This is a genomic window from Kitasatospora sp. NPDC056531 (assembly GCF_042794375.1).
Lineage (GTDB): Bacteria > Actinomycetota > Actinomycetes > Streptomycetales > Streptomycetaceae > Kitasatospora.
In genome coordinates this window covers 203,626-227,451 of sequence record NZ_JBHTTU010000006.1, presented here as the reverse complement: position 1 = coordinate 227,451, position 23,826 = coordinate 203,626, and the positions used below count along the sequence as shown (strand labels likewise).

Annotated in this window: 23 protein-coding genes, 1 tRNA gene and 2 pseudogenes; 13 read left to right on the top strand and 13 right to left on the bottom strand. The window is 72.1% G+C overall.

Annotated features, from left to right (window positions below; translation table 11 throughout):
• Positions 1 to 114: 114 nt before the first annotated feature.
• Entirely contained in the window at positions 115 to 942 is an 828-nt protein-coding gene (locus tag ACFQ87_RS09930; RefSeq protein ID WP_380610117.1) for a hypothetical protein, read from the bottom strand.
• A 592-nt stretch (positions 943 to 1,534) separates the two neighbouring features.
• On the opposite strand from ACFQ87_RS09930, the gene ACFQ87_RS09925 reads away from it, so the two are divergent.
• From ACFQ87_RS09925 to ACFQ87_RS09895, 7 genes are all read left to right on the top strand, one after another.
• Positions 1,535 to 2,320 carry a transglycosylase family protein gene (locus tag ACFQ87_RS09925; protein WP_380610116.1) on the top strand — a complete coding sequence of 262 codons (786 nt, stop codon included), beginning with the start codon at positions 1,535 to 1,537 and terminating at the stop codon, positions 2,318 to 2,320.
• A gap of 175 nt (positions 2,321 to 2,495) precedes the next feature.
• Positions 2,496 to 2,918, top strand: a complete 423-nt coding sequence (locus tag ACFQ87_RS09920; protein WP_380610114.1) for a transglycosylase family protein — start codon at positions 2,496 to 2,498, stop codon at positions 2,916 to 2,918.
• Between the two features lie 44 nt (positions 2,919 to 2,962).
• The gene (locus ACFQ87_RS09915; protein WP_380610157.1) at positions 2,963 to 3,652 is read left to right on the top strand and encodes an alpha-ketoglutarate-dependent dioxygenase AlkB family protein; all 690 of its coding nucleotides are present in this window, start codon (positions 2,963 to 2,965) and stop codon (positions 3,650 to 3,652) included.
• A gap of 161 nt (positions 3,653 to 3,813) precedes the next feature.
• A complete protein-coding gene (locus tag ACFQ87_RS09910) occupies positions 3,814 to 4,674 on the top strand; it encodes an acyl-CoA thioesterase (RefSeq protein WP_380610113.1) in 861 nt (286 codons plus the stop codon).
• 195 nt (positions 4,675 to 4,869) lie between these two features.
• Positions 4,870 to 5,658, top strand: a complete 789-nt coding sequence (locus ACFQ87_RS09905) for a DUF1684 domain-containing protein (RefSeq protein WP_380610112.1) — start codon at positions 4,870 to 4,872, stop codon at positions 5,656 to 5,658.
• Positions 5,659 to 5,947: 289 nt separating this feature from the next.
• Positions 5,948 to 7,198 carry an MFS transporter gene (locus ACFQ87_RS09900; RefSeq protein ID WP_380610111.1) on the top strand — a complete coding sequence of 417 codons (1,251 nt, stop codon included), beginning with the start codon at positions 5,948 to 5,950 and terminating at the stop codon, positions 7,196 to 7,198.
• 135 nt (positions 7,199 to 7,333) lie between these two features.
• Positions 7,334 to 7,407: transfer RNA gene (locus ACFQ87_RS09895), tRNA-Pro, on the top strand.
• Between the two features lie 164 nt (positions 7,408 to 7,571).
• Here ACFQ87_RS09895 and xerC read toward each other — a convergent pair.
• From xerC to rpmG, 4 genes are all read right to left on the bottom strand, one after another.
• Entirely contained in the window at positions 7,572 to 8,786 is a 1,215-nt protein-coding gene (gene xerC / locus ACFQ87_RS09890; RefSeq protein ID WP_380610110.1) for a tyrosine recombinase XerC, read from the bottom strand.
• Positions 8,787 to 9,203: 417 nt separating this feature from the next.
• Positions 9,204 to 9,614, bottom strand: coding sequence for a hypothetical protein (locus ACFQ87_RS09885; protein WP_380610109.1), 411 nt, complete (start codon positions 9,612 to 9,614; stop codon positions 9,204 to 9,206).
• 38 nt (positions 9,615 to 9,652) lie between these two features.
• Positions 9,653 to 9,922 (bottom strand): type B 50S ribosomal protein L31, encoded by a 270-nt coding sequence (locus ACFQ87_RS09880; RefSeq protein ID WP_380610108.1) that lies wholly within the window; start codon positions 9,920 to 9,922, stop codon positions 9,653 to 9,655.
• 32 nt (positions 9,923 to 9,954) lie between these two features.
• Positions 9,955 to 10,119 carry a 50S ribosomal protein L33 gene (rpmG, locus tag ACFQ87_RS09875; protein WP_380610107.1) on the bottom strand — a complete coding sequence of 55 codons (165 nt, stop codon included), beginning with the start codon at positions 10,117 to 10,119 and terminating at the stop codon, positions 9,955 to 9,957.
• Between the two features lie 160 nt (positions 10,120 to 10,279).
• On the opposite strand from rpmG, the gene rpmB reads away from it, so the two are divergent.
• The 6 genes and pseudogenes from rpmB (at position 10,280) to rpmF (ending at position 13,867) form a co-directional block, all read left to right on the top strand.
• Positions 10,280 to 10,516 (top strand): 50S ribosomal protein L28, encoded by a 237-nt coding sequence (rpmB, locus tag ACFQ87_RS09870; protein WP_380610106.1) that lies wholly within the window; start codon positions 10,280 to 10,282, stop codon positions 10,514 to 10,516.
• Complete coding sequence (gene rpsN / locus ACFQ87_RS09865; protein WP_380610105.1) at positions 10,516 to 10,821, top strand: 30S ribosomal protein S14; 306 nt, start codon at positions 10,516 to 10,518, stop codon at positions 10,819 to 10,821. Before rpmB ends, rpsN begins: the two co-directional genes overlap by 1 nt.
• A 123-nt stretch (positions 10,822 to 10,944) precedes the next feature.
• Positions 10,945 to 12,135: a CobW family GTP-binding protein gene (locus ACFQ87_RS09860; RefSeq protein WP_380610104.1), complete on the top strand. Its 1,191-nt coding sequence runs from the start codon at positions 10,945 to 10,947 to the stop codon at positions 12,133 to 12,135.
• A gap of 37 nt (positions 12,136 to 12,172) precedes the next feature.
• The gene (rpsR, locus tag ACFQ87_RS09855) at positions 12,173 to 12,433 is read left to right on the top strand and encodes a 30S ribosomal protein S18 (protein ID WP_380610155.1); all 261 of its coding nucleotides are present in this window, start codon (positions 12,173 to 12,175) and stop codon (positions 12,431 to 12,433) included.
• Positions 12,430 to 13,665 (top strand): annotated as a pseudogene (locus ACFQ87_RS09850) (GTP-binding protein); the annotation flags it as partial. The gene rpsR and the pseudogene ACFQ87_RS09850, both read left to right, overlap by 4 nt.
• A 31-nt stretch (positions 13,666 to 13,696) precedes the next feature.
• Positions 13,697 to 13,867 (top strand): 50S ribosomal protein L32, encoded by a 171-nt coding sequence (gene rpmF / locus ACFQ87_RS09845; RefSeq protein ID WP_380610103.1) that lies wholly within the window; start codon positions 13,697 to 13,699, stop codon positions 13,865 to 13,867.
• Between the two features lie 243 nt (positions 13,868 to 14,110).
• Here the strand turns inward: rpmF and ACFQ87_RS09840 are convergent, their stop codons facing one another.
• From ACFQ87_RS09840 to ACFQ87_RS09805, 8 genes and pseudogenes are all read right to left on the bottom strand, one after another.
• Positions 14,111 to 16,117 carry a putative Ig domain-containing protein gene (locus ACFQ87_RS09840; protein WP_380610102.1) on the bottom strand — a complete coding sequence of 669 codons (2,007 nt, stop codon included), beginning with the start codon at positions 16,115 to 16,117 and terminating at the stop codon, positions 14,111 to 14,113.
• Between the two features lie 427 nt (positions 16,118 to 16,544).
• Positions 16,545 to 17,387, bottom strand: coding sequence for a TIGR03943 family putative permease subunit (locus ACFQ87_RS09835; RefSeq protein WP_380610101.1), 843 nt, complete (start codon positions 17,385 to 17,387; stop codon positions 16,545 to 16,547).
• Positions 17,384 to 18,388, bottom strand: a complete 1,005-nt coding sequence (locus ACFQ87_RS09830; RefSeq protein ID WP_380610100.1) for a permease — start codon at positions 18,386 to 18,388, stop codon at positions 17,384 to 17,386. The genes ACFQ87_RS09835 and ACFQ87_RS09830 overlap by 4 nt, the downstream gene beginning before the upstream one ends.
• 287 nt (positions 18,389 to 18,675) lie before the next feature.
• Positions 18,676 to 19,848 (bottom strand): hypothetical protein, encoded by a 1,173-nt coding sequence (locus ACFQ87_RS09825; RefSeq protein WP_380610099.1) that lies wholly within the window; start codon positions 19,846 to 19,848, stop codon positions 18,676 to 18,678.
• The gene (locus ACFQ87_RS09820) at positions 19,841 to 20,566 is read right to left on the bottom strand and encodes a TIGR03943 family putative permease subunit (protein ID WP_380610098.1); all 726 of its coding nucleotides are present in this window, start codon (positions 20,564 to 20,566) and stop codon (positions 19,841 to 19,843) included. The genes ACFQ87_RS09825 and ACFQ87_RS09820 overlap by 8 nt, the downstream gene beginning before the upstream one ends.
• A complete protein-coding gene (locus ACFQ87_RS09815) occupies positions 20,563 to 21,576 on the bottom strand; it encodes a permease (protein WP_380610096.1) in 1,014 nt (337 codons plus the stop codon). The genes ACFQ87_RS09820 and ACFQ87_RS09815 overlap by 4 nt, the downstream gene beginning before the upstream one ends.
• A 493-nt stretch (positions 21,577 to 22,069) precedes the next feature.
• A complete protein-coding gene (locus ACFQ87_RS09810) occupies positions 22,070 to 22,774 on the bottom strand; it encodes a TIGR03943 family putative permease subunit (RefSeq protein WP_380610094.1) in 705 nt (234 codons plus the stop codon).
• Positions 22,762 to 23,495: pseudogene (locus ACFQ87_RS09805) on the bottom strand (permease). The gene ACFQ87_RS09810 and the pseudogene ACFQ87_RS09805 overlap by 13 nt, the downstream one beginning before the upstream one ends.
• Between the last annotated feature and the right edge of the window lie 331 nt (positions 23,496 to 23,826).

Genomic DNA, 23,826 nt, shown 5'->3' with positions numbered 1-23,826 from the left:
CATAGGTCGGCGGGGGGGGGGGAGGGGGGGGGGGAGGCGGGCGGGGGGGGTTTGTGTGTGGCGGGTTGTGGTCGGTTCTCCCCCCCCCCCCCCCCCCCGCGCCGGAGCGGCTGATCAGGTGCCGGCGAGCGGGAGGGAGGCCGAGACCACCTGGCCCAGCGCCACCGCCCGCTCCAGCGCCTGGCGCAGCAGGTCCTCGCGGGGCTGGCGGCCGACCATGCCGGCCGGGACGGCGTACATCGTCACCTCGGAGAGCTGGCTGGCCGCCATTCGCCAGGCGTCGGTGACCTGGAGCGGCTGGTGCGCCTGCCACCACCCGGTGCTGCCGCCGGCCGCGGCGGGCTGCAGGATCGCGTGCAGCTTGCCCATCGCGACCAGGACCGACCAGCCGGGCAGCTGGTCCGGGGTCTCGTCGAGGTCGGTGACCCGCTGGAAGCCGGCGTCCTGGAGGAGGTCGAGGAACTCGTCCTCGCCGGAGGTGCTGCCGGGGCGGCCGACCGGGCCGGTGGGCTCGACCACCAGCGAGGCGTGGCCGACCTTGCCGTGCAGGACCAGCCCGCAGGTGATGCCGAGGATGGCGGCCTGGCCGGGCACGGTCGGCTGGGTCAGGGGCTCGGTGGGGGCGGCCGGGGCGGGGACGGCGAAGTCCGGCGCGGCGGCGGGCTGGGTCTGGCTGATGCTGCGGACGGCGCCGGCCAGCTGCTCCTCGGAGACCGGGACCACCTGGGACGGGATGCAGCGGGCGTGTGCGAAGGCGAGGACGGCCGTCTCCTCGCCGACGAACAGCACCGTGCTGGTGGGGTCCGAGTAGGTGTCGCCGGGGGTGCGGCAGGAGGTGCATTCGTAGCTGTCGGGGGCGCGGCCGCCGCCGAGTAGGCGGTCGGCCTCGTCGTCGCCGATCTCGGACCGGACCTCGTCGCTGACGTCGAGCATGCGCGGCACAGAGTCTCCTCGGGTGGATGCGGATGGGGTTCGGGGGCGGACACGGGGAGGTCGACATGCCCAACGGGCCCTTGTGTCAGGCGTCACGGGTGCTCGTCGAGGCTGACGGGAATTGCCCCGGATCCGACCGCACCGCGTGTTCTCCTGGTCGCAATCTGTCGATGTCGGCAACGGGACTGCCGGAATGAAGCCGTGAGGTGAGTCACGCCATCTCGGTGTTTGATCTAGGAATCAATGGTCAAAGCCGACATTTCGGTCAAGATTGTGTGGCTATTACCGCCGGTAACCCTTCGCTGAGCTGGGCAGACCGGTGGAATTTTGGTTTCCCTGCCTACCGACTCGTAGCTTCTTGGGCGGCGCAACGAGCGCCACCCGGGTTCACCCCCGACGCACAGCCCCCCGGCCCAGGCCGGGCGCGGCAGGTGCCCGCCGACGCGACCGCTCGAACAGGTCGTCGGTGCGCGGCTGGGTGGCCGGGGCGGTAGCGGCACGTCCGACACGTGCACGGCCGCCCGACGGACGCGGCAAGCGAACGCGGCCCTCTCCAGGGCCTGGTTCCGCATGCCCGCCCGGGGCTGTCGAGAGGAACCTCATGACCTTCCGTAACGAGACCGCCGCTGCCACCACCTCCGCCGCCACCAAGCGCAACCGCGTTCGGATGGCCGTCGTGGCGGGCGCCGCTGTCGCGGCCCTGCCGGTGGCCGGCCTCGTCACGGCCACCTCGGCCTCCGCCGCCCCCGTCTCCACCTGGGACGCTGTCGCCCAGTGCGAGAGCGGCGGCAACTGGGCCATCAACACCGGCAACGGTTTCTACGGCGGTCTGCAGTTCACCTCCAGCACCTGGGCCGCATACGGCGGCACCGCCTACGCCGCGCAGGCCAACCAGGCCACCAAGGCGCAGCAGATCACGGTCGCCGAGAAGGTCCTCGCCTCGCAGGGCCCCGGCGCGTGGCCGGTCTGCTCCGTCAAGGCGGGTCTGACCAAGGGCGGCGCCCCGGCCGCCGTCGACACCTCGGCGGGTTCCGGCACTGCTGCCGCCAAGCCGGCGCAGACCCCGGCGCCGAAGGCTGCCGCCCCGAAGGCTGCCGCGCCCAAGGCCGCCCCCAAGGCCGAGGTTGCGCCGAAGGCCGCCGCGCCGAAGGCCGACGCCGCGCCGAAGAAGGACGCCGCGCCGAAGAAGGACGCCGCCAAGTCCTGGGCCGGCTCCAACGACGCCAAGCCGGCGGCCAAGGGCGGCTACACCGTCAAGTCCGGTGACACCCTGAGCTCCATCGCCGCCGCGCAGGGCCTGGACTGGCACGAGCTGTACAAGAACAACGCCAAGGTCATCGGTGGCAACCCCGACCTGATCTTCCCCGGTCAGATCCTGAGCATCTGAGGCTCGGGCCTCCAGGCGACTTGTCGCCAGGGGGGCTTCCGCCGCTCGGGCTGTGATGCCCGGGCTTCGGCGCCCGGAATCTGACGGCCGCTTCTCTGCTGTGCGGGGGAGCGGCCGTCGGCGTTTTCGGCGTGTCGGGGTGGGGCGGGGTACGGGCTGTCTAGGGTCGGCTGCCGTGCCGGAATCGTCTGACGAGCGGGTCGGGGGAGTCGGAGTACGGGTGGGGGTCGCCGTCGCGGTGGTGATGGTCGTCGCCGTCGCGGTGGTGATGGTCGTCGCCGTGGCGGTGGTGACGGTCGTCGTCTCGGGCGGCCTCCGGGCCGGTGCGGCGATGCGGGTCGCCGACCTGGTGTGGGACGGGCTCGCCGAGTGTGAGAGCGGCGGCAACTGGCAGGCGAACACCGGCAACGGCTTCTACGGCGGGCTGCAGATCCGGCCGTCCACCTGGGAGGAGTCCGGGGGCCTGCACTTCGCGGACCGGCCCGACCGTGCGAGTCGGCGGGAGCAGACGACGGTCGGGGAGGAGATCCTGCGGCAGCAGGGGTGGGAGGCCTGGCCGTCCTGCGCGCGGGAGTTGGGGTTGATCGGCGGGGCGTAGGCGGGTGGGCTGCCGTCCGGGTGGTGGGGGACGATGGTGGGGTGATCCAGGGCGAGCTGTTCGGTGACCTGCCCGGGGGCCCCGCCGCCCGGGAGCGCGTCGAGCCCGCGCCCGGGGCCGTGCTCCTGCCCGGCTGGCTGGACCCCGACGCGCAGCTGCGCCTGATCGCCGCCTGCCGGGAGTGGGCGCGCCCGCCGGCCGGGCTGCACGCGGTGCGGATGCCGACGGGCGGGGTGATGTCGGTGCGGATGGTCAGCCTCGGCTGGCACTGGTATCCGTACGGGTACGCGCGGGTCGCCGAGGACGGTGCGCCGGTCAAGCCGTTCCCGCCGTTGCTCGGGGACCTGGCCCGGCGGGCGGTGGCGGACGCGTACGGGGAGCGGGTCGGCGGGATCGCGGGAGCGGCGGCGTACGAGCCGGACATCGCGATCGTCAACCACTACCCGCACGGCGCGAAGATGGGCCTCCACCAGGACCGCGACGAGCGGACGGACGCGCCGGTGGTCTCGCTCTCGCTCGGCGACGGCTGCGTGTTCAGGCTCGGGAACACCCAGACCAGGACCCGGCCGTGGACGGATCTGGAGCTGCGCAGCGGGGATCTGCTGGTGTTCGGCGGGCCGGTCCGGTTCGCGTACCACGGGGTGGTGCGGACGCTCCCGGGGACGGCGGATCCGGGGCTGGGGCTGGTCGGGCGGCTCAACATCACGGTGCGGGAGTCGGGGTTGGCGGGGTAGGCGTGAGGTGTTCGGTGCGGGTCGTCCGTCATCTGTGCGCTTGATCGATTACTCGTTCGAGTGAATTGGTCGTTCGGGTCCGGTGCGCGGGAATGACCCGGGTCGCCGGAGAATTCGATTGAGCTGGAGAATCGATCGAAGTCCTGAGAGGGAGCGCGCGCATGGGTACCCCCGTCGACGACCTTGTGGATCTGCTCGACCTGGAGCAGATCGAGTTGAACATCTTCCGCGGGCGCAGCCCCGAGGAGGCGCTGCAGCGCACCTTCGGCGGCCAGGTCGCCGGACAGGCGCTGGTCGCGGCGGGGCGCACGGTGGAGGGTGAGCGCCCCGTCCACTCGCTGCACGCGTACTTCCTGCGCCCCGGGGTGCCTGGCGTGCCGATCGTCTACCAGGTCGACCGCATCCGCGACGGCCGCTCCTTCACCACCCGTCGGGTGCTCGCCATCCAGGGCGGTCGGTCGATCTTCGCGCTCACCGCCGACTTCCACAGACCGGAGGAGGGCGGCATCGAGCACCAGTACCCGATGCCGGAGGTCGCCGCCCCAGAGGAGCTGCCCAGCGCCCTGGAGGAGGTCGGCTCCCGGCTCGGCGAGCTGCCCCCGTTCATCAGCCGCCACCAGCCCTTCGACATCCGCTACGTCGACCGGCTGCGCTGGACCAAGGAGGAGCTGGCGGGCGTCGAGGCGCGCAGCGGCGTGTGGCTGCGCACCAACGGCCCGCTGCCGGACGACCCGCTGATCCACGTCTGCGCCCTCACCTACGCCAGCGACATGACGCTGCTGGACGCGGTCCGCGCCCCGGTCGAGCCGCTGTGGGGCACCCGGCACTTCGACATGGCCTCGCTGGACCACGCGATGTGGTTCCACCAGCCGTTCCGGACCGACGACTGGCTGCTCTACCAGCAGGAGTCCCCGATAGCCCACGGCGCGCGCGGCCTCGCGCGCGGGCAGATCTTCGACCGGAACGGGCAGCTGGTGGTGTCGGTGGTGCAGGAGGGCCTGTTCCGGCCGCTGAAGGGCTGAGCTTCGGGTGTTGCCGCCGTGCTGCACCCTCCTTGCAGTCCCCTTGCAGTCTTCTTGCGGTATCGGCGGCTTCCCGGGAGCGGGGAATGATCCGTCCCGGCGGGCGGTGTTGTGGAGGATGAGGTTGTCGAGGATGACCGAGACGGACGGCTCGAACAGCGGGCCGTCCGCAGACCGGACCGGGAGGGTTGACCGATGACGGCGACGGCAGCGGAGGACTGGAAGCACTGGAGCGACAGTCGGGCGGCATCGGTGAGCGCGCCGCACGGCCAGCTCGCACTCACCGGCACGCACTGGCTGGAGCCCGAGCCCGCCGAGGTCCCGGGCCTGCCCGGGCACTGGTGGGTCGACGCCGAAGGCGTCCGGGTGCGGGCGGCTGCAGCCGACGGCATCAGCGTCGCGGGCGCGGACGGGCCGGTGGACGGCGAGGTGCTGCTGCGCCCGGACACCGACCGGGCCGCTGACACCGCCGTCCTCGGCGATCTGCTGCTCGTCCCGATCGAGCGTGAGGGCGAGCTCGCCCTGCGGGTATTCGACCCGGCCGCGCCCGGCCGGGCCGCCTTCGCGGGCATCTCCGCCTACCCCTACGCCCCCGAGTGGGCCGTACCCGCCGTCTACACCCCCTTCGACGACGAGGCGCAGTCGGTCGTCGTCCCGAACGCGGACGGCAAGGACCGCCCGCTGGCCGTCACCGGGAAGATCGAGTTCACCGTGGCCGGCGAGCACCGCACGCTGACCGTCAGCCGCTCCGGCGAGCGCCTCAGCGGCGTCATCGCGGACGCGACCAGCGGCGTCGACACCTACCGCTTCCGCTTCATCACCCTGCCGGCGCCGGACGCGGAGGGTCGCACCGTTCTGGACTTCAACCGGGCCTACCTGCCGCCCTGCGCCTTCGCGGACCATTTCATCTGCCCGTTCCCGCCGCCGGGCAACCGGCTGGACTTCGCGGTGGAGGCGGGGGAGAAGCAGGTGCTGACGCGGTAGTCCGGCGGGGGTTTGGCGGGGCGGCGCGGGGCGCGGGGTCGACCCGGTGTCTGTGCCGGTGTCCGCGTCGGTGTCCGACCCGGTGTCGGCCCCGGTGCGGAGTGGGACAGGGGCGGGGCGGAGCATGGAGGCTGTGTCGACCAATCATCCTGCCAATTCAGCCACCGATCCCGCCCCGCCCTCCGATCCCGCCCCGCCCTCCGAACCCGCCCCAGCGTCCGATCCTGCCCCGCCCTCCGACCCCGTTCCGTCAGCCGATTCCGCCCCGTCGTCCGGACCTGCCCCTGAGGTGGTCCTGGGGCCCGCGCCCTGGTACCGACGGGCCTTCGCCGATCTCAGTCCGCTGCGCGACCACCCCGACTACCGCCGGGTCTGGTTCGGGCAGGTGGTGTCCTCCATAGGCCAGCAGATGACGGCCGTGGCCGTCTCCGTCCAGATCTACGCGATGACCGGCTCCGCCTTCGCGACCGGCCTGGTGGGGCTGTTCTCATTCGTCCCGCTGGTCGCCTTCGGCCTGTACGGCGGGGCGATCGCCGACACCGTCGACCGGCGCAAGCTGGGCCTGATCGGCTCGGCCGGCCTCGCCGGGGTCTCCGCCGTCCTCGCCGTCCAGGCCATCGCCGGGCTCGGCCTGGTCGCCGTCCTCTACGCAGCCGTCGCCGTCCAGGCCGGGTTCTTCGCGCTCAGCTCGCCCGCCCGTTCCGCGATGATCCCCCGGCTGGTCCCCAGCCACCAGCTCCCGGCGGCCAACGCCCTGGCCACCGTCAGCATGAACCTCGGCATGACCGTCGGCCCGATGCTCGGTGGCGTCCTGATCGGCGTCTACGGAGCCCAGGCCGCCTACCTGGTCGACACCGTCGCCTTCACCGGCACCCTCTACGCGATGTGGCGCCTGCCCGCCATGCGGCCGCTCGGCGAGCGCAAGGGCCGCGCCTCCGTCCTCGACGGGCTGCGCTTCCTGCGCGAGCAGCCCAACCTGCGCACCAGCTTCCTCGCCGACCTGGCCGCGATGATCTTCGGCCTGCCGCGCGCCCTCTTCCCGGCGATCGCCGTCACCTTCTACGGCGGCGACGCCCGCACCGTCGGCCTGCTGGTCGCGGCCCCCGCCGTCGGCGCCCTGATCGGCGCGCTGTTCTCCGGCTGGGTCAGCCGGGTCCACCGCCAAGGCGCCGCCGTCCTCGCCGCCGTCTCCGCCTGGGGCCTCGCCATCGCCGCCTTCGGCGCCCTTCACAACCTCTGGCTCGGTCTTCTGCTGCTCGCCGTGGCCGGCTGCGCGGACACCGTCAGCATGATCTTCCGCAACACGATGATGCAGGTCGCCGCCCCCGACGAGATGCGCGGCCGCCTCCAGGGCATCTTCACCGTCGTCGTCGCCGGCGGCCCCCGCCTCGGCGACTTCGAGTCCGGCGCCGTCGCCGCCCTCACCAGCCCCGCCACCTCCGTGATCACCGGCGGCCTCGCCTGCGTTGCCGCCGTCCTCCTCCTAGCCGCCCGCCGCCCCGCCTTCCTCACCTACGACGCCCGCCACCCGACCCCCTGACCCACCCGCCCCGAACCTGGCAGCGAGCACCCCCCGACGTGCTGTATTGTTTTCCACGTCGCCGGGACAACCGGAGACAAGGTCGAAAAGCCAACCGGCTGAGCCCCCCAGGCCCCGCCGCACGGCACGAGACCACGGGACGTGGCGCAGCTTGGTAGCGCACTTGACTGGGGGTCAAGGGGTCGCAGGTTCAAATCCTGTCGTCCCGACTGTGAAGTCGGTTGTGAGAGCGGGTACTTGGGAAACCAGGTACCCGCTCTCACTCGTTTCCGGAGGGCGCGTGGTCGCAGGGTGGTCGCGTCCGGCGCTCTGACCTGGAGGTTTGCGGGTGAGGTGGGTGCGAGGTGATCGCACCATCTGATGATCCATCAGTTCATTCGCGGGGGAGGTCTGCGTGGTCGAGTGCGTCGGCGAGGGCGGTGACGGCTTCGCGGGCGGCTTGGGGGAGCAGGTGGCCGTAGATGTTGACGGTGGTGGCCAGGGTGGAGTGCCGCAGGGTCTTGGATACGACGGCGAGTGGCACCTGGGAGCTGATCATGATGGTGGCTGCGGTGTGCCTGAGGTCGTGAAGGCCGATCTTGGGCAGGCCGATCTCTGCTGAGCGTTGGCGCAGGGTGTGCAGGAGGTGCTCGGGGTTGATGGGTTTGCCGTCGGGGCGGGTGAAGACCATGCCCTGGAGGCGGGGTTGGCCGGGGTGGGTGCTGCGGTGGCGGGCGGCTTGGCGGCGTAGGGCGGCGGTGACGCGGGGGGAGAGGCTGACCCAGTTGCGGCTGGCGCGGGTCTTGGGTGCTTGCAGGTGCAGGCGGGCGTTGTTCACCGAGGCCAGGGTCCAGCGCACGAACAGGATGCGTCGCTGGAAGTGGATTTCGGGCCAGTGCAGGCCCAGGACCTCGCCGCGGCGCATGCCGGTGCCGAGGATGACCTCGAAGATGTCGGCGTAGATGTCGTTGTAGGTCTCGGCGTTGTGGTGCAGGAAGGCGGAGGCCTGCTGTGGTGTCCAGCAGAGCCGCTCGGGTGCGGCCGGACGCTTCAGCGCGGCGTTGCGGGCGGGGTTGCGGGCCAGCAGGTCGGCGCTGACGGCGGCGTTCATGGCGCTGGAGAGGATGGAGCAGCAGCGGTGGACGGTGGGGCGTCCTCGGCCGGCGGCTAGTTGCCGGCGGGACCAGGTGGTGACGTGCCGGTCACGCAGGCCGGTCAGGGGTAGTGGGCCGAAGGCTGGTATGAGGTCGTGGTGGACGTGGCGGTGGTAGCCGGCGTAGGTGGTGGCCTTGAGGACCTCCTGCTTGGAGAGCAGCCACTCCCTCAGGTAGCCGGCGACGGTCAGGGCCTCGTCCGTCGCGATGCCGGTGCGCTCGGCCAGCAGGAAGTTCTGCAGGGAGGTGAGGGCCGCGTTCTGGTCGGGAAAGCCGCTGCGGCGCCGGGTCTCGCGCCTGCCGGTTAGGGAGGGCAGGTCCACGGCGTAGGCCCAGCTGCCGTGGTCGGGCTGGGTGTTCAGTTTCGGGCAGCGGGCGCCGTACTGGCGGCCGTCGGTGTCACGGCAGCCGCAGCGTCGGTAGACGCGTCCGCGCTGAGGGTCGGTCGGGTTCACGGGATTCGACTCCTTGTGTGATCGGGACGGGCCCAGCTTCACGGTGGAGCGGCCTGGCGCAGCAGGGGGCGGATCATGGCGTCGGGGAGGCGAATCGGGCGACCACCTGGGCCTGTGAACTGCGGCGATCCCCTTGGAAAGCGCACAAGGGGGCAGTCGTGCCCATTCGATGGTGATTGCGGGACGTGCGATGAGTCGAATCCGATAGCGGTGATGAATGAGGGTGACGAGCCGGAAGGCGGCGTCTGGAGCCGTATTTCCTTTTCATCTGTCTGCCGAACAGTTGACGCCTGGACTGGCGAGTGGAGTTGGTCGACTACTGCACGCCATGCCGTGGGTGGATGTGATCGCCGCGGGTGACCGGCAGGTTCCAGTGTTTGAGCTGCCCCGCGTTTGATGGAGTCCACGATCGTGTGATCAGGCGGCGACCGTGTCGATGCGCAGGTAGTCGGCGAGTGCCTGCCCACGGATGTGGTCTTCCGCCACATCCAGGGCGACCAGGTCCGGCGCCATGCCTGGTGGCAGGGTGAGCAGCAGGTGTCGGTAGCGGGCGGTGCGTGCCAGCCGCAGCAGGACGGTGAGCAGGGCCGGCGGCAGCGCGTTGGGGGAGCACGGCCGCGACGGCGACATCGTGCCCCCGCCGACCGGCCCGCGGCGCTCGTACACCTGCCAGGAGACCGTACGGCCGTCGGAGCCGACCCGCACGGCGAGCACCGCAAGCGCCGGGACCTCGATGCGCGCCAGGTCGGCGACGCAGTCTCGGACACCGGTGGCGAGGCCACCGAGCACGGTGACGGGCAGCGGGCGGGGCTCGCCCTGCGGGGTCAACTCATTCCTCCTTGGTACACCGGACGAGTCGGTGTGTGTCAGCTCGCGGCGCCGGGCTTGGAGCCGGTGAGGCCGTAGCGGCGTTGGAAGCGTTCGACGCGGCCAGCGGTGTCCAGGACGCGGGCGTTGCCGGTGTAGAAGGGGTGGCTGGCGGAGGAGATCTCGACGTCGATGACGGGGTAGGTGTGGCCGTCCTCCCACTCGATGGTCTTGTCGCTGGTGGCGGTGGAGCGGGTGAGGAAGGCGAGGTTGCCGGCCTTGTCGCGGAAGACGACGGAACGATAGGCGGGGTGGATGCCGGGCTGCATGGGATTCTCCGGGCGGTAGGCGGGGTGGGTGGTCAGCGCTCTTCGCGGAAGTCGACGTGCTGCCGGGCGGCGGGGTCGTACTTGCGCAGGACCAGCCGGTCGGGGTCGTTGCGGCGGTTCTTGCGGGTCACGTACGTGTAGCCGGTGCCGGCGGTGGAGCGGAGCTTGATGATCGGACGCAGTTCGTTGCGGGCCATCGGGGTCCTTCCTGGTGTGGCGGGCTGGTGTGGGCCTCACCCTAGCGTAATGGTTTTCGTTTTCATCTAGGGTAGTGTCGGCTCAACGTTCGCGGCAGCGGCGGCATTCCCATGGGCCGGCCCCGTCTGCCGCCGCTGTCCTCACCGGCACGGAGTCGCCATGTCCGCCCACTGCCAGCTCACCGGCCGCAAGCCCGGGTTCGGCAACGCCATCTCCCATTCGCACCGCCGCACCAGGCGCCGCTTCGACCCGAACATCCAGACCAAGCGCTACTGGCTGCCGAGCGAGGGCCGGTTCGTCCGCCTGACGCTCAGCGCCAAGGGCATCAAGACCGTCGACAAGCTCGGCATCGAGAAGGCCGTCGCCGTCATGCGTGCCCGGGGAGAGAAGGTCTGATGGCCAAGCGCAGCAAAATCGCCAAGAACGAGCAGCGCCGGCTGGTCGTCGCCCGCTACGCCGAGCGCCGGGCCGAGCTCAAGCGCCTGATCGCCTCGCCCGCGACCCCTCCCGAGGAACGCCGGGCCGCGCAGGCCGAGTTGCAGCGCCAGCCGCGCGACGCCAGCGCCACCCGGGTCCGCAACCGCGATGCGGTCGACGGCCGCCCGCGCGGCTACCTGCGCGCCTTCGGGCTCTCCCGCATCGGTGTACGCCAGCAGGCGCACGCCGGGTTCCTTCCCGGTGTGCGCAAGGCCAGTTGGTAGCACGCCTCGCGAACCGGTTGCGCCTCGTGCCGCGCGGACTCTCCCGGTCCGTGCGGCTCGGGGTGCGACCCCCGACCTGTTGCACCGGCCGACGCCGGTGCGGTGCCTGAGAAAGGAAGACCCGTGTCCCAACAGAGCCTGCTGCCCGTGGTGGTGGTTGCCGGCCTGCACGAGGCCGAGCGGCGTCAGGCCGTCCTGGAGCTGCTCGCCGGCTGCGAGGGTGCGGTGGTCCTGCACCACGACCTGAGCGCGGCCGGCGAGGGCAGGGTGGACCGGAAGGCCTGGGACGCCTCCGGCCCGCTGGGCGAGGCCCACGTGCCGCTCACCAACGACTGCCCGTGCTGCGCGCTGCGGGAGGACCTGCTGCCCGAACTGCTGAAGATCGCCGACGCCGGGAGGCACCGCCTCGCGGTGGTGGAGCTGTGGGGCGGTAGCGACCCGCACCCGCTGGTCGAGGTGATAGCGGGCGGGGAGGCCGACGACCGGTGCATGCACGAGGTGGTGGACGTGGTCGGCGTGGTCACGGCCGTGGACCCGCTGCGGGTCGTCCCGGAACTGTCGGTCTCGGACCAGCTCTTCGAGCATCGCCTGCACACCTGTGGCGACGACGACCGCACGGTGGCGGAGGCGCTCGCCCACCAGATCGAGTACGCCGACGTGCTGGCCCTCTCCCACCCCGAGCAGGCTGCTGGGACAGCGGAGCTGCGCGCGGGCATCGCGATGCTGCGTCAGCTCCACCCGACCGCCCGTGCCGCGCGGCTGGGAACCGGAGCCCTGGTTCGTGCGGCGCTCGGGGGATTCGACGTGGCGGCCGCTCGTGACCGGGTCAACCCGGCGCTGGCCCTGCTGCCGCAGGCCGCCGACGAGGCGGGCGTGGCCACGCTCGTGTGGGAGCGCCGCCGGCCGCTGCACCCGGAGCGGCTCTACGCGGTGCTCGACCAGCTGGTCCCGGCCGCGCAGCGCAGCCGCGGACGGTTCTGGCTCGCCAATCGCCCCGACCTGATGCTCGCGTGGGACGCGGCGGGGGCCAATCTGGCGGTGGAGGAGTGCGGTCCATGGCTGGCCACGCTGCCGGACGCGGCCTGGGAGCTCTACCCGCCGGCGCGGCGTGCCGCCGCGGCGCTCGACTGGGACGCCGTGCACGGCGACCGCGTGCAGCAACTGAGCTTCACCGCCGAAGGATTGGACGCGGACGGGATCACCGAGCTGCTCGACCACTGCCTGCTCACCGACGCCGAACTCGCGGCCGGCGAGTCGGGCTGGAAGGCCCTGCCGGACGCCTTCGAGGAACTGCTCGATCCCGTCGGCGCCTGACGCGTACGCAACTCTCACCAGAAACAGGGAAGCTGTGATCAAGATCGCCCCCGCCCGCCGGGCTCGCAAGGCGCGCCCCAATCCGCTGCACGAAGCGCGGATCACCTACATCGACTACAAGGACACGAACCTCCTGCGGAAGTTCATCTCCGATCGCGGCAAGATCCGAAGCCGTAGGGTCACCCGCCTCACCGTCCAGCAGCAGAACGCCATGGCCAGGGCCATCAAGAACGCCCGCGAGATGGCCCTGCTGCCGTACGTCTCCGGTGCCCCGACCGCCGTGAAGGCCGGCCGGTGAGCGGCCGGCTCCCGGTCACCGTGCTGTCCGGGTTCCTCGGTGCGGGCAAGACCACGCTGCTCAACCACCTGCTGAACAACCGCGAGGGCCTGCGGGTCGCGGTCATCGTCAACGACATGAGCGAGATCAACATCGACGCCGCGCTGGTCCGCGAGGGCGGTGGAGCGCTCTCGCGGACCGAGGAACGCCTGGTCGAGATGACCAACGGCTGCATCTGCTGCACGCTGCGCGACGACCTGCTGGAGGAGGTGGACCGGCTCGCCCGGGTCGGGCGCTTCGACTACCTGCTGATCGAGTCCAGCGGCATCTCCGAGCCGATGCCCGTCGCGGCCACCTTCGCCTTCGCCCGCGACGACGGCGCCACCCTCGGCGACGTCGCCCGCCTGGACACCATGGTCACCGTGGTCGATGCCGCGAACTTCCTGCCCGAGCTGCGCGGCGGCGACGAGCTGACGGCGCGCGGCCTCGACCAGTACGAGGACGACGAACGCACTGTCAGCGACCTGCTGATGGACCAGGTCGAGTTCGCCGACGTGCTGGTCCTGAACAAGACCGACCTGGTCACAGCGGAGGAGGCCGACCGGCTCGCCGCCGCGCTGAGCCGACTCAACCCCGCGGCGCGGGTCGTCCGCGCGACCGCAGGCAAGGTCCCGCCCGCCGAACTCCTGGGCACCGGGCTCTTCGACCTGGCGAAGGCCCAGGAGGCTCCGGGCTGGGTGGCCGAGCTCAATGGCGACCACGTGCCGGAAACCGAGGAGTACGGCATCAGCAGCCTGGTCTTCCGCGCGGAGCGGCCCTTCCACCCCGGCCGGCTGTGGGAGTTGGTGAGCCGCAGGCTCGACGCGGGGGAATTCGGCACCGTACTGCGCTCGAAGGGATTCTTCTGGCTGGCCTCCCGGCCGACCGTCACCGGCCTGTGGTCCCACGCCGGTTCAGTCGCCCGCTTCGAGCCATCCGGCATGCGCTCGAGCATGAGCCCGGCGACGGACCTGGCCACTCTGACCGACGCCACAGTGCTGAGCGGCCTCGGCGACGAGCAGGTGCACAACGGCCAGGAGCTGGTGTTCATCGGCACCGGTCTGCGCACGGACGAGCTGCGCGCCGCACTCGCCCACTGCCTGCTGGACGATGTCGAGTTCGCGGCCGGGCCGCACGTCTGGACGGCGTTCGAGGACCCGTTCCCGGCGTGGGACGAGTACGGGCTCCAGCAGGACCACGACCACTCCCACGCGTTACCAGCCCACCCATCAGGAGGAACCCGGCATGGCCGTCCCCAAGCGCAAGACGTCCCGCAGCAACACTCGGCACCGCCGCGCCAACTGGAAGGCGACCACGCCCCAGCTGGTGCCGATCACCATTGACGGCCGCGAGCACCTCGTGCCACGCCGCCTGGTCCGCGCCTACGAGCGTGGCCTGCTGACTCCCGAGTCCTGAGACGTCATGCCCGGGCATCGGGGCACGGCGGCTGACGATGGCACGGCCGAGTCGCCACGCTTCGCCGAGCTCGGCTGTGACGAAGCCCGTAAGAGCACGAGGCCTGTGCTACCCGATCGCTCGGATAGCACAGGCCCTGGCCAGGTGCGGGCTTCGACCGGCCGCGTGATCGGCTGAACTGCCGGAGTGGCGGCGGAGGGGCCGCAGTTCGCACGAGCTGCGGCCCCTCCGGCTGTCGGTGGGTCAGGAGGTGGTGAGGGCGGTGTCGTCGATGACGAAGCTGGTCTGGAGGGAGGAGTCCTCGGTGCCGGTGAACTTGACGGTGACGGTCTGGCCGGCGAGGGAGGAGAGGTCGTAGCTGCGCAGGGTGTAGCCGTTTCCGGCGTCGAGGTTGCTGAAGGTGGCCAGGGTGGTGGTGCCCGCCTGGACGGTCAGCTTGTCGTAGGCGGTGGTGCCGGTCTCGGCGGTGTCGATGTGCAGGTAGAAGCTGAGGGTGGCCTTGCAGCCGGCGGGGATGGTCACCGACTGGGACAGCGTGTCGGTGTGGGTGGTGCCGTAGCCGTCGAGCCAGGCCTTCCAGCTGCCGCTGTGCGCGGGCTCGCTGCTGCTGTTGTCGATGACGCCGGCGCTGGCGGTCCAGGGCGCGGCGCTGCCGGTCTCGAAGCCGGGGTTGCCGAGCAGCTGAGCGGCGGTGCAGCCGCCGCCGCTGCCGGTGACGGTCCAGCCGAAGGTGGTGGAGCCGCTGGCGCCGGTGCCGTCGGTGGCGGTCACGGTCGCGGTGTAGCTGCCGGCCGTGTTGGCGGTACCGGTGATCAGGCCGGTGCTGGAGTTGACGGACAGTCCGGCGGGCAGGCCGCTCGCGGTGTAGCTGAGGGTCTGGCCGGAGGCGGAGTCACTGGCGTGGATCTGCAGGCTGACCGAGGAGCCCTGGGCGCTGCTCTGATTGCCGGGGTTGGTGACGGTCACGGTGTTGCCGCCGGTGCTGCCGCCGGAGGTGAAGGCGGCGGTGCCGTTGGGGGTGCCGAGGCCGGTCGGGCCGTCATAGCCAGCGCCGGCAGTGCACAGGTAGGACGGGGAGCAGCTGCCGTTGGCGCCGCTGGTGACGTCGTTGAGGGACGAGGTGTGGGCGTAGGGGTAGGACGCCGGGGTGGTGCCGACGGCCGGGGTGCCGGCGAGGGCGTAGACGGCGGCGATGATCGGGGAGGAGGCGCTGGTGCCGCCGTAGACGTTCCAGCCGGAGCCGCCGTAGGTCTGGTAGACCGCGACGCCGGTGGCCGGGTCGGCGACGGCGGAGACGTCCGCGACGGTGCGCTTGCTGCAGCCGGTGTCCTTCTGCCAAGCGGGCTTGGGGTCGTAGGTGGAGCAGCCGGAGCCGGCGCCGTTGCCGCCCGAGCTGCTGCCCCACACGGACTCGTTCCAACCACGGGCGTTGGAGGCACGGTTGAGGCTGGTGCCGCCGACCGCGGTGACGTACTGGGAGGCGGCTGGGTACTCGACGCCGTAGCCGGAGTCGCCGGAGGAGACGGTGATGGCGACGCCGGGGTGGTTGAAGTAGCTGGAGTCCGAGCTGGGGTCGGTGGAGTCCTCGGAGCCGCCGTAGCTGTTGGAGACGTACTTGGCGCCCATCGAGACGGCGGTGTTGACGGCGGCGCCCAGGTTGCCCATGTTCGCGTCGTCGGACTCGACCAGCAGGATGTGGCAGTTGGGGCAGACCGCGCTGACCATGTCGACGTCGAGCGAGATCTCGCCGGCCCAGCCGCTGTCAGCCGTCGGGTAGCTGGTGCCGCCGCGCTGGTCGACCTTTTTGAAGCAGCCGTTGGCGGTGGTGCAGGCCGGCAGGCCGTACTGGGAGCGGTAGGCGGCGAGGTCGGACTCGGCGTTGGGGTCGTCCTGGGCGTCGACGATGGCGACGGTGGCGCCGGACCCGGCCGAGGCGGGGAGGTTGTACGCGGAGGCGAGGTCGCTCGGGCCGTAGCCGGATGGCGTGATGTCCGGTGCCGGGGTGGCCTGTTGGGCGATGTCGGTGCGGGCGAGTGCGAGGCAGGCCATCTCGCCGGGGTGGCTGGGGGCGGCGCACAACCGCTTGGTGGCGACGGCGGAGTGCGGCGCGCTGTCGGAGGCTGCGGTCGCGGTCGCGGTGGGCGCAGTGACGGCGAGCAGGCCGGTGGCGGCCAGGGCCAGGGCGGGCAGGGCGGCGAAGAGTCTGCGCGGCTTGGGCAGCCGCGGGCCGCTGGGGGTGTGGTGGCGCAAGTGTCGACCCTCCGTGGGGTGAGGGCGCGGCCGGTGCCGGCATGGGGGTGCTCGCCGGTACGGGCTCGGGCCCGTGCTGACGGATCACGGCATGTGCGGGCCGGTCCCGGCGGATGGCCGTGGGACCGGCTGGTGCTTGCGCTGTACGGGAGGTGGGGGACGTCCCCGGGGACAGCCGCAGGGGGTGACGGCATGGCAGGCCTACGCCATGCCGGAGGTTCCGCCGCATGAGCAGCTGGTCGTGTGGCGTGCTCATGACGTTACTGACGGGTTGTCGGTGCCCTCAAGGCGTCGTTCGCAGCCTTTACCGGGCTTTGCCCATGAATTGCCCAAGAGCTGAGGCGAGTTGGGGCGAAGGCGCCTGAGGACCTTTTCCCCGCCGGGGCCCTGCTGGGAGGCCCACGGCGACGCCTGCGCCAGGTGGCGGCTACCGGTCCGAGGGCGGCAGGTCCCGGTACGGGGCGCGTGGCTGGGGGACGGCGTGCTGTTCGGAGGCGTCGATGCGCGGCGCGGCAGTGGCGGGGGCGTCCGGGGCCGGCCTCCAGGTGCCGGTGAGGTCCACCCAGCTGTCGGTGGCGGGGGCCGGGTCGTCGGCGTGCACGAGGACGCGCAGGCGACGGGCGTCCGCCGCACAGCAGCTGACGACCAGCCGGTTGAGGTACCACTCGCCGGGCTGCGTGCCGGGGGAGACGAAACCGGTAAGCCGGACCTTGCGGCCCTCCAGGCTCCGCTCCGGGTTGCGGCTGCGACCGATGAACTCGGTGAGCGACATCGGGGTGACCACGCCGACCCAGGGGTCGGTGGCGCCGGACGCACCTGTGGCAGGGGATGCGGCCAGCGGGGCGTAGCCGGTCTGCTCGACGACGGCGTCGGCGCCGTCCCGGGAGGCGCTGAACGAGCCCAGCGGGGGAGGGGCGAGGCAGAGCAGCAGTACGGCGGGGATGGTCAGCAGCCATGCCACCCGGGGGCCGTGGTCGTGATCGTGCCCGTGCCCGTGCGCATCGTGGTCGGCGGGCCGGTGCCAGACCGCGTTGCCCTCGGCGTCCCGACCGAACCGCATCACCGGCTCACGGCGGCGCTTCGTCAGGCGCCGTACCACGCCCGCGATCCCGAGCCCCACCAGGACGAATCCGGAGCCGATCAGCGGGAGGCGCAGGCCTTCCTTCACGTACTGCAGGAACACGTCGCTGCCGACGGTGATCCGCAGCAGGGCCGCGCCGACCAGGGCGACGAGCAGGGACGGGGCGAGGCCCCGAAGGGTGGTCTTCACAGCAGGACCCCTCCGATCAGGATGCTGGCGAGGACGGCGACCACGAAGGTCGCGGACGAGAAGCGGATGGCGAACGCCCGTCCGAAGGCGCCGGACTGGAGGGCGATGAGCTTGAGATCGACCATCGGGCCGACCACCATGAACGCCAGTCGGGCAATGGGGGAGAAGCCGGTGAGCGAGGCGGCGACGAAGGCGTCCGCCTCGGAGCAGACCGCCAGCACCACGGCGAGGAAGGCCAGCGCCGGTACGCCCAGCCAGGGTTCGTCGGCGAAGGTCCGTAGCACCGACGGCGGGACGAGCACGTTGAAGGTGGCGGCCGCCGCGGCGCCGACCACCAGGAAGCCGCCGGCGTGCAGGAAGTCGTGCTGCAGGCCGCGCCGGAACTCCTCCAGCGGGTTGCGCGTGCCCTCGCCGTGACCGGCCGGGCCCTTCGGCAGCCGCAGCCACTCGGGCCGGCCGAACGCCACCCACAGCCAGCCCATCACGACCGCCGTGAGGAGCGAGGCCACCAGGCGGGCCAGCACCATCTCCGGCTTGCCGGGGAAGGCGATCGCGGTGGCGACCAGTACCACCGGGTTGACGGCGGGCGCGGAGAGCAGGAACGCCAGGGCTGCTGCCGGAGCCACCCCTCGTCTCATCAGGCTGCCGGCCACGGGGACGGATGCGCATTCGCAGCCTGGCAGGACGGCTCCGGCCACTCCAGCCACCGGCACGGCGAGCGCCGGGTTGCGCGGCAGCACCCGGGTGAAAACCCGTTCGGGGACGAACGCCCCGATCGCGGCCGAGACCACGGTGCCCAGGACCAGGAACGGCACGCCCTGCACCACGATGGCGACCATGACGGTGCGCCAGGTCTGCACACCGCCCGCATTCCACACCCGCACCAGGGCGGCCGTCGCGCCGACCGCCGGTACCGCGATCAGCAGCGCTGTCCTCCAGCGCGGCGGGGTTTCCGCCGGTGTCACCGGGAGGTGCCGGGCGCTGCCGAGACTCGTCTCCATCAAGGTGACCGTCCCTCAGTCCGCTCGCCACCGATCGGCGGCGAGATGTTGTCTGCTCGCCGTCAAGTTGGGAGCGAGGACAGAGTGGCGGTGATAATCATCTTCATCTAGGTCTTCCGTGGCTGCTGGACGGATCGGTACTCTGCGGTCACGGGATCGGTCCGGCATGCCTGCATCCCGCACGGCCTGGTGCAGCTCCCACCGTCTGGTACCTGGTGATCGCCCTGCTGATCCTGAACCGCTTCGGGTACTACCGGCACGCCCTCCGGTAGGACCGGCTCGAAGCGCTACGGTCGTACGACGGCGGTCCAATTGGGCGCGGTGTTTGGGGCGAGCGCGCGGAGGCGGTTGAGGACGGCCGGGTCCTGGGCGTCGAGCCAGTCGGCGAGTTGGCGGAAGGAGACGCAGCGGACGCCGTCGCGGTGGCAGAGGTCCTTCATCGTCGCCTCGGCGGTCTGGAGCTGGGGTGCGTGTCGGGGGTCGAGGTCGGTGTCGATGACGAGGGGCGCGTGGCTGCCGTGGTAGACGCCGTCGAAGGCGTTCAGGTACGTCTGCGGCGGCTGGTTGGTGGAGAGCACCTCGTGTGTGCCGGAGGCGTCGGGGATCCGCTGGAGCGGGAAGTCCCAGATGCCGTCGGTCTGCGTCGGCCAGCGCTGGGCGTCGCCCGGTGAGCTGGCGTCGTAGCGCCAGCCGGCGTCCTTCTCGGCGGGGAGCAGGTTCGTCCGGCCCTCCAGGCACGGGGCGCGGCCGCCGGCCAGCTCGGTCTGGTAGTCGAAGGGCAGCGGGGGGAGATCGGTGAAGCCGGTCCCGGTCTTCCAGAAGTTCACCATCGAGTAGCCCTGGCCGATCTCGCTCTGCCAGTCGGCGGTCGACCAGTCCCGGGCCCCTCCGGGGCCGCAGAACTGGCCGATGAAGCCGTCGGCGATCTCGTCGCCGTCCAGCCAGGCCCGGCCGAGCTGTTGCAGGGTCGCGCGGACCTGGGCGTCGGTGGGGAAGGGGACGGCGGCGGTGCCGGCCTCGTGCTGCGGCGGCTGGTACTGCCAGCGCTTCGCGGCGGGGAGCAGGTCGACGCCGCGCAGGAAGAAGGTCACCTCGGCGCCGTTCGCCCTGGCCGCCGTGCGGGCGCGGGAGAACAGGTGGTCGTCGTCCTCGGTGGGGGCGTCGAAGGAGAAGACCACGAACTGCGGCGGCACCTCACCGGGCTTGAGCCTGGCCACCGGGGGCTGGGCCGGCTGCGGGCCGGTGTCGGAAGTCGAACCGTCGCCGAGCACGGTGACGGTCGGATCCGTCGCGTCGGCGCTGGGCGTGGACGCGGCGTCGGGCGTGACCGGGCCGCTCCGGTGGTCGGGGACGGCGGGCATGAAGGCGAGCGCGGCGACGACACCGAGCGTGAGTACGGTGGCCGTGCCGCTACGGAGGCCCGTGGGTGTGCCGGTCGGAGCCGACGGGCGCTCACTCATAGGGGTTCTCCGGTTCGGCGATCCGGCGGACCTGGTTCGCGGTCAGGATGGGAACCGCGCCGTCCTGGCCGCTCGCCCCGTCCGGCTGCCACTCGCCGGTCACCTCGACCCAGGTGCCCTCGGGCGGTGCGTCGACGCCGCGGATCACGACCTTGCTGCTCGACGCGTCGGCGGCGCAGCAGGAGATCGTCAGCCGGGCGAGGTCCCAAGTCCCGTCGCCGGGGCCGGGCGTGGCGAAGCCGGTGAGCCGGATCCGGTGGCCCTTGAGCGAACCGCCGCTGTCCCAGAGCGCGCGGGAGTCGAAGTCGGCGAGCCGCATGCTGACCGGGTCGGTCGTGGGCAGCGGTGCGAAGCCGCCCGCCGCCTCGGCGGGTTTGACGGCGGTGTTGTCCGAGTGCTGCACGGTGAAGGCGCCGAGCGCCCGGGGCTGGAGCAGGTAGATCGCCAGTACGGGCAGGAGCAGCAGCCACGCCGTGCGGGGCGCGCCGTGGTCGTGCCCGTGGTGGTCGTCATGCCCGTCGTGACCGGGGCGGCGCAGCTTCCGCGCGGCGCTGACCGCGCCGACGAGCCCGACCGCGACGAGCAGCACGCCACTTGCGATCAGGTACGGCCGCAGGCCCTTGCGGACGTAGCGCAGGTACAGCTCGCTGAAGAGCGAGATGTGCAGCACCGCCGCACCGACCAGGATGTGCAGCAGCGCCCGGACTTCGCGCCTCACAGCAGCCACCAGCCGGTCACGGCCGCCGCGGTCACGGCGACGGCGAACGTGGCGGTGGAGAAGCGCCAGGCGAAGGCCCGTCCGAAGGTGCCGGCCTGGAGGGCGATCAGCTTGGCGTCCACCATCGGGCCGACGACCATGAACGCCAGCCGGGCGGTGGGGGAGAAGCCGCTCAGTCCGGCCGCGACGAAGGCGTCCGCCTCCGAGCAGACCGCGAGCAGGACCGCCAGCAGGGCCAGTGCCAGGACGTCGACGCCCGGCAGGCCGGCCATGCCCTTGAGCAGGTCGCGCGGCACGGCGACGTTGAGGGTGGCGGCCGTCATCCCGCCGATCACCAGAAAGCCGCCGGCGTGCAGGAAGTCGTGTTCCAGCGAGGCGCGGAAGGCCGCCCAGCCGGTCGGACCGTTCGACGGCACCCGGGGCCGCAGCCACTCCGGGCGGCCGAACCGGGCCCAGAGCAGCCCCATGACGACCGCCGTGGCTAGGGAGGCGAGGAAGCGCGCCGCCACCAGCTCGGGCTGGCCCCGGAAGGCGACGGCGGTGGCCACCAGGACCACCGGGTTGACGGCCGGTGAGGAGAGCAGGAACGCCAGCGCGGCGGCCGGCGCCACCCCGCGCGCGATCAGCCGCTCGGCCACCGGCACGGAGGCGCACTCGCAGCCGGGCAGCACCACCCCGGCCGCGCCGGCGATCGGTACGGCGAGCAACGGGTTCCGCGGCAGCGCCCGCTCCAGCAGGTGGGCTGGGACGAACGCGGCGATCGTGGCCGACAGCACCACGCCGAGCAGCAGGAACGGCAGCGCCTGCACGCAGACGGCGACGAAGACCGCTCCCCAGGCCTCCAGCCACGCCGGTCCCGTCCAACCGCCCAGGAACTGGCGTCCGACCAGCACGGCGAGTATCCCGGCGACCAGCGCTTCGAGCGAGCCGGGCGAGCGGACCCGGCGGCGGGTGCGGTCGGCGTCCGCAACCGGGTGCGGCCGGGCCTCGACGGCGGTCTCGTCAGCCATGGCGGCCGGACGCTCCTTCGCTGCAGGAAGCAGAGGTACGGCCGCACCCCAGCACGCGGCCGAGAGCGAGTCTAGGCGGTGCCTGCGGAGGGACGCCCGAAACCCCGGACAGGGCCCCGGGGGTTGCCCTCCGATCTGAGAGGTCGCCGACGGGCCGGGGGGGCGGATGCCCACCACACATCCCGGCACAGCGGCGGCCCCGCGCGCCCTCACGAGACCTCCCCACCGGCAGTAGGCCGGCAGGTCAAGTGCCTGCCAAACGCTGAGCAAGGTCTCGGCAACGCCGTCACTTCGGGCCGATGCCTCTGGTTGGCTGGGAAGCCGGGGCCGGACGAGGGTTCGGAGGGCCGCGCGGAACCGGGGGTTTCGGTGCCGGCGGCCTGCACGCTCGCGAACTCGTCCGTGTCCGGTCCCGAGGCCGGCTGCGCACGCTGTGTGGGGCACAGCGAGCGGACTCTGCGCAGCCGGCACTGCCTGGTCCCGACCACGGAGTTCAGGGCTGCGGTGTGTCCCGGTAAGGGCGGTCGGGCCGGGCGACGGGTGTCATCGCGGTGGCGTCCAGGGCGGGGGTTGCGGTGCCGGGCCGCCAGACCCCGGTGACCGTGACCCAGGTGTCGGTGGCCGGGGCCGGGAGCCCGTGGATCTCGACCTTCACCACGCGGGCGTCAGCGGCGCAGCAGCTGACGATGATGCGGCTGAGCTGCCAGGTGGTGGCGCCCACGGGGGTGACGAAGCCGGTGAGGCGTACGGTACGGCCCTTGAGGGACTGGCTGCCGTCCCAGACCGCCCGACCGGCGAAGTCGGTCAGCGAGAGCGGGACCGGGTCCTGAGCCGGGAGTGCCGGGAAGGTGGTGCGCTTGGCGATCACGCCGGAGCCGTCCCGGGCAACGGTATAGGAGCCGAGAGCCGGCGGGGCGAAGAGCAGCAGCATGGCCGCGGGCAGGGCGAGCAACCAGGCCGCCCTCGGTCCGGCGGCGGAGTGTGCGTGGCCGTCGTGCTCGTCCTCGTCAGGGCGGATTCCACGCACGGCGGTGACGAGGGCGAGCAGCACGAGCACGATGCCCGAGGCGATCAGCGCCGGTCGCAGGCCTTCCTTCACGTAGCGCAGATACAGATTGCCGAGCAGGCTGACGCGTAGCAGGGCCGATCCGGTCAGCAGGAGCAGCGCGGCGGGCAGCAGGCGCCTCACAGCAGCCACCCTCCGACCATGGCGCTGACCAGGAGGGCGGTGGCGAAGGTGGTGGTGGAGAAGCGGGTGGCGAAGGCGCGGCCGAAGGTGCCGGCCTGGAGGGCGATCAGCTTGAGGTCGACCATCGGTCCCACGACCATGAACGCCAGGCGGGCGGTGGGGGAGAAGCCGGAGAGCGAGGCGGCGACGAAGGCGTCGGCCTCGGAGCAGATCGACAGCACCACCGCGAGCACGCCGAGCAGGGGTACGGCCAGCCAGGGGGTACCGGCGAAGGCCTCCAGCAGGGTTGGTGGTACGGCGATGTTGAACGTCGCCGCGGCGGCGGCTCCGAGGACCAGGAACCCGCCGGCGTGCAGGAAGTCGTGCTGCAACGCCCGGGTGAAGGCCGCCCATCGGCCATGCCCGTCTTCGCCCGGTGGCCGGTCGCGCAGTCGCAGCCGGGCAGCACGGCCCCAGCGGCCCCCGCGACCGGTACCGCCAGCACGGGGTTGCGCGGCAGGACCCGGCTCAGCACCCGGTCCGGCACCAGGGCGCCGATCGCCGCCGAGACCACCGTGCCCAGCAGCAGGAACGGCAGACCCTGGATCACCACCGCCGCCAGCACCGTGCCCCAGGCCTGGAGCGCGGGCTGCTCCAGGCGCTCCAACACGGCGGGCAGCGCCAGCAGCCCCGCCGCGCCGACGACCGTGAGCGCGACGGCACCGAAGGCCAGCGCCAGGACGATCCGCAGAACCAGTCGCAGCACGTCGGAGGGACGCGGACGGCGCGACGGCCGGGCCCCGGGGGCTGTCTCGTCGAGCACGGTTCACCGACCTTCACACGCGTCCCTGCCGACCAGGGGGATTCGGCGCGAAGCCTAACGGGTCGGCTGGACCGTGCGGATCGCAGGCAGCGGCAGCGGCGACGAGTGTGTGCATGACGCCTGGCCGGGGACCGGTGGGACGGACTCTGGCGTCGTCCTGCCTCTCGTGTCGGCCCTCCGACGACCGACTGGGGACGGTTAAAGGTTGGTAATGGTTTCCATTTCGGGCCTTGGTTGGTCTTGGTTTTGAAAACCGTTT

Bases quoted from the DNA above. Each gene is read 5' to 3' on its own strand.
- ACFQ87_RS09925 (WP_380610116.1), top strand. From the start codon at position 1,535: ATGACCTTCCGTAACGAGACCGCCGCTGCCACCACCTCCGCCGCCACC.
- ACFQ87_RS09910 (WP_380610113.1), top strand. From the start codon at position 3,814: ATGGGTACCCCCGTCGACGACCTTGTGGATCTGCTCGACCTGGAGCAG.
- ACFQ87_RS09905 (WP_380610112.1), top strand. From the start codon at position 4,870: ATGACGGCGACGGCAGCGGAGGACTGGAAGCACTGGAGCGACAGTCGG.
- ACFQ87_RS09880 (WP_380610108.1), bottom strand. From the start codon at position 9,922: ATGCAGCCCGGCATCCACCCCGCCTATCGTTCCGTCGTCTTCCGCGAC.
- rpmG (WP_380610107.1), bottom strand. From the start codon at position 10,119: ATGGCCCGCAACGAACTGCGTCCGATCATCAAGCTCCGCTCCACCGCC.
- rpmB (WP_380610106.1), top strand. From the start codon at position 10,280: ATGTCCGCCCACTGCCAGCTCACCGGCCGCAAGCCCGGGTTCGGCAAC.
- rpsN (WP_380610105.1), top strand. From the start codon at position 10,516: ATGGCCAAGCGCAGCAAAATCGCCAAGAACGAGCAGCGCCGGCTGGTC.
- rpmF (WP_380610103.1), top strand. From the start codon at position 13,697: ATGGCCGTCCCCAAGCGCAAGACGTCCCGCAGCAACACTCGGCACCGC.
- ACFQ87_RS09830 (WP_380610100.1), bottom strand. From the start codon at position 18,388: ATGGAGACGAGTCTCGGCAGCGCCCGGCACCTCCCGGTGACACCGGCG.
- ACFQ87_RS09825 (WP_380610099.1), bottom strand. From the start codon at position 19,848: ATGAGTGAGCGCCCGTCGGCTCCGACCGGCACACCCACGGGCCTCCGT.
- ACFQ87_RS09815 (WP_380610096.1), bottom strand. From the start codon at position 21,576: ATGGCTGACGAGACCGCCGTCGAGGCCCGGCCGCACCCGGTTGCGGAC.